The sequence below is a fragment of the Longimicrobium sp. genome (assembly GCF_036554565.1).
Lineage (GTDB): Bacteria > Gemmatimonadota > Gemmatimonadetes > Longimicrobiales > Longimicrobiaceae > Longimicrobium.
In genome coordinates, this window is the sequence record NZ_DATBNB010000815.1 from 1 (window position 1) to 8,188 (window position 8,188).

The window sequence follows — 8,188 nt, forward strand, 5'->3', positions numbered from 1 at the left end:
ACCAGCCGGTCGGAGTTCTGGGCCGCGATCGCCAGCATCCGCTGCGCCTGCGGCGTTCCGTTCAGCCCTCCGCTCGCCAGGAGCCCCAGGCTGCCGCGGATGGAAGTCAGCGGCGTGCGCAGCTCGTGCGCGACGATGGACACGAATTCGTCCTTGAGCTTGGCGATCTGGCGGCGCTCGGCCACGTCCAGCCGCAGCTCTACCTCGGTAGTCACCGACGCCGCCAGGTCCGACAGCAGCCGCACCTCGCGCTCCGTCCACTCGCGCGGCTCGAAGCCCGCCACGCAGAGCGTGCCCAGCGCGTGGCCGTTGGAAAGGATCAGCGGAACGCCCAGGTAGCTGACCAGGTTCAGGTCGCGGAGGAACACGCTGTCGCGCACGCGCTCGTCCTTGCGCGCGTCCGCGATGGCCACCGGCTGCCGCTCGACGAGGGTCCACTGGCAGTACGACTCCTCCACGGGCGAGTTGGGGTCGTCGGGCCAGCCCGGCGGGGCGAAGCAGCTCTTGGCGAACTGCCGCTGGTCGTCCAGCAGGTTCACCAGGGCCAGCGGCGCGCCCAGGAACTCGGCCGCGATGCGGGTCAGGCGGTCGAACGCCTCCTCGGGCGCGCTGTCGAGCAGCCCCGTGGCGTGGAGCGCGGCCAGGCGGGCAGGATCGCGCAGCGGGTCGGCGCCCTGGTCCTGCGGCGGCTCTGAATCGCTCATGCAGCTTCGCGTCGGTCGGTGGGGCGTGGGGGCCGGGAACCGGCACCGCTCCGCCAGAATCCGCATAATTTCGCCCACGCGGACGATCCGGCAAGGGCCAGGAGGCCCGATGGCCGTCTGGACGCGCGCCTTCCACGGCGTAAGTTCACCCGTGGCCGCACTGCGGCAGACCGCTCCGGACGAACCAATACCTGGATGATTCCATGCAGAACGGCATCGACCCGGCTGTCACCTCCCCCACGGAGTACAGGCAGCTGGCGCGCGACATCTTTTCCGAGCTGATCGCCATCGACACCACCGAAGCTTCTGGTGACGTCACCGCGGCGGGGCAGGTGGTCGCCCGGCGCCTGCTGGCGGCGGGGCTTCCCGAGGACGACGTGACGCAGGTGGGCCCGCATCCCCGCAAGATGAACCTGGTGGCGCGCCTTCGCGGCAGCGGCGCGCGCGGGCCGCTGCTCCTGCTGGCCCATCTGGACGTGGTGGATGCCGACCCGGCGGAGTGGGACACCGACCCCTTCGAGCTGGTGGAGCAGGACGGGTTCTTCTACGGCCGGGGCACGAGCGACCAGAAGGCGATGGCCAGCATCTGGGCCGCGAACCTCGTCCGCCTGCTGAACGAGCGGGTGGTGTCGGACCGCGACATCATCCTGGCGCTGACCGCGGACGAGGAGGGTGGTCCGCAGAACGGGGCCAAGTGGCTGACGGAGAACCGCCGCGACCTGGTGGATGCGGAGATGGGGATCAACGAGGGGGGAATCGGGCGCATCAAGAACGGGCGCCGTGTTTCCCACAACCTGCAGGCCAGCGAAAAGGTGTACGTCGACTTCGAGCTGTGCGCCCGCGGCGCCTCCGGCCACAGCTCGCTGCCCACGCCGGACAACTCCATCTACCACCTGGCCGCCGCGCTGGGGCGCATCGCCGGGTTCACGTTTCCCGTGCAGCTGGGCGAGGTGGCGCGCGCCTTCTTCGAACGCATGTCGCGGATCGAGACGGGGCAGGTGGCAGACGACATGCGCGCGCTGCTGGACACGGGGGATGAGGCCGCGGCGGCGCGGCTCAGCGAGGTGCCGCAGTACAACGGGATGATGCGCACCACCTGCGCGGCCACGCGGCTGGATGCGGGGCAGAGCAACAACACCATCCCGCAGTCCGCGCGCGCCATCCTCAACTGCCGGCTGCTTCCGGGGACCGATCCAGACGAGGTGGCGCGGCAGCTGGCGGAGGTGATCGCGGACGAGCGCCTGGTGCTCACCCAGGTGAAGGCGGGCAAGGCCAGCCCGCCGTCGCCGCTGACGCCCGAGGTGCTGGGCGCGGTGGAGCGGATCACGGAAGAGATGTGGCCCGGGGTCCCGGTGGTGCCGGTGATGGGCATCGGCGCCACGGACAGCCTCTACTTCCGCGCCGCCGGCATTCCGATGTATGGCGTGTCGGGGATCTTCTTCGACGTGGACGACGTGCGCGTCCACGCGCCGAACGAGCGGCTTTCGGTCAGCTCCTACTTCGAGGGGCAGGAGTTCCTGTATCGGCTCGTCCGCGCGCTGTCCGGCCAGGACGGCACTCGGTCCTGAACGGCAAAAGACGGCCTCACGCAGAGCCGCAGAGACGCAGAAAGAGAGAAGACGAGGGGCTTTCCGCGTCCGCGGTGCCCTTCGTCAGCCATCCAGATTGCCGTCGCAGGTTGTTGGGGAGATGGATGCGTCGCTCGCGGCGAACGGCGCATTCATCCAGGGATTCTCCCTCGGCAGCCACGCTGCGGCGGCGGCATCTGCATCCGCCTGGATGCCCAGGGATCGCAGCTCCTGGCTTATGATCCCGCGCATCCGCGAGCGGGCGGCGCGATGGACCAGCGCGCGGACGTCCCTTTCGCCCTCCGCGCCGAGCGAGAGGAACGGGTTCGCGCAGATCATGGCCTCGCGCTCGGCGAGCAGCTCGTCGCGCGTCCGCTGCACCCGCGCGATGCGCGCGCGGGCGGCGTCGGGAAAGGCCTCCAGGTCCGCGAGGCTGCGCCACTCGTCGTCGCGCTCCGCCGCCGGTCTCTGCCCACCGGCCGCGGCCACTTCGGTCACCATGCCCAGCGGCCCCAGCGCCGGGCGGGGACCCCACAGCCCCTCGAACTCGCTCTGCAGCGGGATGGGCAGCGGCGACGCCTCCATCATCAGCGGGCGGAAGACGTTCAGGACGCGGCCGCGCGCATCCGGGGGCACCGCGGTCCCGTGCCCCGCCAGCACCTCGTCCTGGTACGACGAGAGATAGCCGTTGCTGCGCCCGCGCGCCGCCATCGTCGCGGTCACGTACCCGTCCAGCAGGCGCGCGAACGTTTCCGCCGGGCGCGTCTCGTACTCCCAGCCCCCGCTGCGGCCGGCGCTGCGCCCGGGGACCCGTGCCGTGGGCAGGCTGCGCACGGCGGCGGCAAAGGCGTCCGATCCATTCGTCCGCAGCGCCACGTCGGTTCCGTACGGGCCCTGGCCGCGGTAGCGCCTGCGCGCCACCTGCCAGTCCAGGTCGTGCGCGATCTCGTGCATCAGCGTGCCCGGCCCCGTGGCGGGCGGAACGTGGATGCGGCGGCCGTACGGATCGTGGATGGCGAGCGCCGACCGCTCCTTGCCCGTCCGCCCGAACTGGATCGACAGCCCGCGCACGTCCATCCCCGGAAGGATGGCTTCCATCTCCGCCAGTGCGCTGCCCAGCATCCGGCGGTAGTACGGGCGCCAGGCCATCGGCACGTCGGCGTCGAAATCCACCGCCTTCAGCCCGTAGCGGCGCTTGAGGTCTGCCGTGGACGGGGCGGGGAAGCCCGGGTGCCACACCGCTTCCTGCGCGTAGGTGCGCATGGCGACGGCGGACTCCAGCGCGACCTCGGCGAGCGGCGCGGCGGGATGCGAGGCGCGAATGCGGGCGTACGCGGCGGCGAAGTGCTCCTCGTCGCGGGCGGCTTCCACGAACCGGCGCCCGTTGGCGCGTCCGGTCTCCGTGGGCCCCAAGGCCTGCTGGATCGACCGGCTGTAGCGTTCCAGCGAGACGGCGATCGGTGCGACCGGTGGCGGCTCGTGGCGGTCGGCCAGAACCGACAGGCGGCGTGCCGCCGCGCGGGAAAGCAGCGGCATGGAGGCGGGCGCGGAGCCTTCGACCGCGGCGCGCGCGGGAACCGCCGCGATGGCGCTCGCGAGAGGGATCGCGGCGGCGCCGGAGGCTGCCTCGCGCGCCTCGCTGCGCCATGCGCCTGCGGGAGATTCCACCGAGAAGCGCCGGGCCGCCCGCCACTCACGGAGCAGCGCCAGCGGATGGCGGTTGGTGAGCGCCGCCTCGCGCAGCAGGTCGCGGGCGTCGTCGCGCGCCATCCGACGGTCAGCCGCGAGCGCCGCGGCACGGGCGACGAGCGAGGGCGCATGTGCGGGAACGGTGCCCTCGGCGGCGGCCAGCGCGTAGGCGGCGCGGACGGTCAGCTCGCCGCCGCGCGGGTCCGCCGCGCTGGCGACGGCCTGCTCGATGATGTCCAGGTGCAGGCGCGCGGCCCGCATCCGCTCCTCCCGCGAGCCGTGCGACACGGTCGACAGCGCGAGCGGGTCCAGCACGTATCCACGACCCGCCGCCGTGGCGGACAGCAGCACGGCGCCGGCCCTGCGGCGCGACGCGGGAGTCAGCCGGGGGTCCTGCAGCGCCAGGTCCGTCAGCCGGAACGGGCTGCCGAGTCCAAGCTGCAGCCGCTCCAGGTATCCCAGCACGATGACGTCCTCATCCGTGAGCGCCGCGGCGCGGGATCGAGCGAGGCGCACGATGGAATCGGCGTACGCGTCTGCCCGCACCAGCTCCACGTCGACTGCGGACAGCGGCCGCTCGCGCCGCTCCCCACAGCCCGCCAGCATCGGCATCAGCAGCGCGAAGAGGGCCGCGGTGGCGGCTCTCCATCGTGCGGTGCGTCGGGTGTGCGTGGTCGCGTTCATGGCCGCTCCGGGTCGGGCGTATCGGCGGCGGCGACCTGGCCTGGTGTCGCCCCACCTATCACCGTACGGCGGAAGGGCCCCCGGAGTTCCGTCGTAAGTTGCTGCGGCACAACACCAAACGACCACGGGCGAATGAATTCGCTGCAACGACCACACGATGTCCACCTTCGTGGACTGCCTGCTGCGGTGTTCGTTATCGCTTGTGGCGCGCCCTTGCTGTATTGGACCTGCCACCCTCCATCCGGGGTTCGCAACGGCAATCTGTCATCCAGAGGCCCGGGCGCACTTGACCGGCCCGCAGTGCAGACCATGCAGGGCCGTGGGATCTTGCCGAGGGAGCCACTTCGCCCGGGCGCGGCAGCGACACGGAACCCTGAGCCTCGGTTCTCGTCCGTCTGGGGAGCGGTCCAGGCCTCCTCGGGCGAATGAATTCGCTGCAACAACCACACGATGTCCACCTTCGTGGACTGCCTGCCGCGGTGTTCGTTATCGCTTGTGGCGCGCCCTTGCTCTACTGCGCCCGACGCTCTCCGTTTGAGGCCCTCAACGACCGTCTGTCATCCAGAGGCCCGAGCGCACATGACCGGCCCGCAGTGCACAACATGCAGGGCCGTGGGATCTTGCCGAGGGAGCCACTTCGCCCGGGCGCGGCAGCGACACGGAACCCTTAGCCTCGGTCCTGGTCCGCGGCCTGGGAGCGGCCCAGGCCTCCCGGGCGACTGAATTCGCTGCAACAACCACACGATGTCCACCTTCGTGGACTGCCTGCTGCCGTGGGTCTTATTGCTTGTGGCGCGCCCTTGCTATCGTGTGCCTGCCGCTTCGATAGTCAGTCCGTTGCCGTCGTGGACGCGGGCATCGAGGCGTGGAAGTCCTCGCGGACGCGGTGCATGTACGAGCCGAGCAGTTCCGCGACGCGGTCCGCGCTGGGCGAGGCCAGGATCATCCCCACGTGGTGGCGCTTGTTCATCCGCCACACGATCTCGGGATCGTCGTACGCCGACGTGTCCGGCCACTCCTGCCGGGCCAGCGACACCAGCAGCCCCGCGTAGTCCTCCCTCGTCTGCGGCAGTTCGTAGGCCGCGCCTCGCGCATCCGCCACCTCCAGCCGCGCCCATTCGCGCCACAGGTTGATGCCCGTGGCGGCTTCCACCATCTCCACGATGTTCGCGCCGCCCACGCGCGCCGCCGTTTCCAGGAAGTAGAACTCGCCGTCCTCGTCGCCGCGGATGAACTCCGTGTGCAGCGCGCCGCGGACGATGCCCAGCGCGTCCCGCACCCGTGCATCCTCCTGCTTGAGTCTGCGAGCCTCGTCGGAGTCGCGGGGCAGGGTGCGCGTGCTGAACAGCCCGCCGCCGTGGTACACCTCGAACGGCGGGCTCACGTAGCCACTGGCATCGGAGAACACGATCTCGCGATCCCACACCAGCGAGTCCACGTGGTACACCGACCCGCGGACGAAGCGCTCCAGCAGGTGAAAGCTGCGCTTGTCGCCCAGCGACTCGATGGTGCGCCACACCTGCTCGGGATCGTCGAGCTTGTGGATGCCGATGGCCGACGCCGAGAACCGCGGCTTGAGCACCCAGGGCGCGGGCACCGTCTGCAGGAAGTGGTTGATGTGGTCGTTGTGCAGTACGGGCGCAAAGTCCGGAACGCGGATGCCGGCTTCGCGCGCCCGCATGCGCATCGCGAGCTTGTCGCGATAGTAGCGGACGGTGGTTTCGCCCATCCCAGGCACGCGCAGGTGCTCGCGCAGCGCCGACGCCATCTCCAGGTCGAACTCGTCCAGCGGCACGATGCGGTCGATGTGCTCCGTGCGCGCCAGCCAGCTGATGCCGTTGATCACGTCGTCCCGCTTGAACAGGTCCGGCATGTAGAGCATCTCGTCGATGGCATCGCGAGGCCACTCGGCTTCGCGCAGCTTTTCGACGGTGATCAGCAGCACGCGGCAGCCCTGCCGCTTGCACTCGCGGAGGAATTCCTCGCCCTTGAGGAAGCTCGAAAGGCAGACGATGGTGACGGGTCGGTCGGTCACGGGCCGATGTCCGGTTCAGGTGCGGGAAATTGCTCGCGTTTCGCCACGTCACATCCTGTGCCCCCGCGTGAGTGTGGGCAAGGGCCTGACGCTGGTCCTCGCCTGACGCACCTCACCACGCGTCGCAGCGAAGCTTGCCATCCAGAGGCCAAGCGCACGACTCATCTCAGCCGCATGAGCCTGGTTTGGCCATCCAGCGGCCTCAAGTGTGCCGCTCATCGCCAGCGGCATGCGCCCATGTCTGTCATCCAGAGGCCCAAGCGCACCATACTTGCTCGTACACCGACCCGTGCGGGCCGAAGGATCTTGCCTGAACCACGAATAAGTCTGGGCGCGGCAGCGACACGGATCCCTGAGTCGCGGATCCTGCCGCACCAGAGTCCGGTGCAGCACCGGGGGGCCCAGTCGACCCGAAGCCTGCACGGGCGAATGAATTCGCAGCAACAACCACCCGAAGTCCGCCTTCGCGGACTGGCTTGCCGTGGTGTGGGTTACACTGTGTGGCGCGCCCTGGTGAGAGTGGCACGGCAGCAAGTCGCTTACTTCTCGGCTGGCGGCAGGTGCCACTTGATCCGCGTGTAGGCGATCCGGAAGCCCTGGCGCTCGGCATTGCGCTGCGACGCGCTGCCCGGTTCCGCACCCATCATCGCCAGGTCGCATCCGTGCTCCGCTGCGAACCGAAGCCGCGCCTGCAGCAGCGCGCGCTGCGCTCCCTGCTTCCGCGCCGCGGGGACGGTGCTCGCCCCCGCCAGCAGCGCCACGCCGCCGTGCATCGCCAGGGCTCCCGTGGCGACCGGCTCCCCCTCGACTTCGGCGAGGAACGGCACCGCGCCTTCCGCGGTCGCGGTGATCGTGCCGAAGGCGCGCATGAATTCCGCGAGTTCCGGCGTTTCGCCCCAGCCGCGGGCTGCGGTGTCTGCCCACACGTCCACCTCTCCGGGCTCGACCCGCCGCACGCGCACCTGGGTTTCAGCACCGGGCACAGGAATCGTGGTGGGCCGGTGCATCACGCTGGTGAGCTCCACGGGGCGGTATCCGCGCGACGCGAGCACGTCCAGCAGCGGCATGCCGGCCATGGGGCTCACCTCGTGGAACACCTCGGCCCCGCGCTCGTGCATGAACCCTTCGATTTCGCCCAGCGCGGCGTCCGTCGCCTCGCCAAGCGTGCCCAGCCCGAACGTCTGCGTGAGCGGCGATCCCACGCCGTCGAACATCACCAGTGTTCCGGCGACTTCCTTCCACGTGGCCCCCACCTCGGGCTGCAGCCGTGCGCGGCTGGCGACGAACGCGGCGTTCGCGCTCCCCTCCGCGGCCTCCAGGCGACGCGCGAGGGCCAGGTCGGAAAGCGGGTACTCGGGATCGGGATGGGTCATGGAACAAGAAGCCGGGTGCAGATGGATCGAACGGACGCAACAAACTGCGTGCGTCGGCCCATCCGCGCACGGGTCAGGTGACCCGCGATGGTGGCTAGGCACAGTCGAGTGCGTGACGAACGGGCTGACGCATGC

The 8,188-nt window shown here is 70.4% G+C and carries 5 protein-coding genes; 1 reads left to right on the forward strand and 4 read right to left on the reverse strand.

All coding sequences use genetic code 11. The annotated features are described in order from the left end of the window. Nucleotides 1-704 (reverse strand): GAF domain-containing protein (locus VIB55_RS23075; protein WP_331879032.1); only part of this gene is annotated, 704 nt, incomplete at its 3' end. A 203-nt stretch (nt 705-907) separates the two neighbouring features. On the opposite strand from VIB55_RS23075, the gene VIB55_RS23080 reads away from it, so the two are divergent. After that, nucleotides 908-2,272 carry a M20/M25/M40 family metallo-hydrolase gene (locus VIB55_RS23080; protein WP_331879033.1) on the forward strand — a complete coding sequence of 455 codons (1,365 nt, stop codon included), beginning with the start codon at nt 908-910 and terminating at the stop codon, nt 2,270-2,272. A gap of 84 nt (nt 2,273-2,356) precedes the next feature. On the opposite strand, the gene VIB55_RS23085 is transcribed toward VIB55_RS23080, so the two are convergent. From VIB55_RS23085 to VIB55_RS23095, 3 genes are all read right to left on the reverse strand, one after another. Next, nucleotides 2,357-4,645, reverse strand: a complete 2,289-nt coding sequence (locus VIB55_RS23085) for a hypothetical protein (protein ID WP_331879034.1) — start codon at nt 4,643-4,645, stop codon at nt 2,357-2,359. An 829-nt stretch (nt 4,646-5,474) separates the two neighbouring features. Then, nucleotides 5,475-6,680, reverse strand: a complete 1,206-nt coding sequence (locus VIB55_RS23090) for a hypothetical protein (protein WP_331879035.1) — start codon at nt 6,678-6,680, stop codon at nt 5,475-5,477. Nucleotides 6,681-7,219: 539 nt separating this feature from the next. Next, on the reverse strand, nt 7,220-8,053 hold the full coding sequence (locus VIB55_RS23095; protein WP_331879036.1) for a GNAT family N-acetyltransferase: 834 nt from the start codon (nt 8,051-8,053) through the stop codon (nt 7,220-7,222). Nucleotides 8,054-8,188 lie beyond the last annotated feature (135 nt).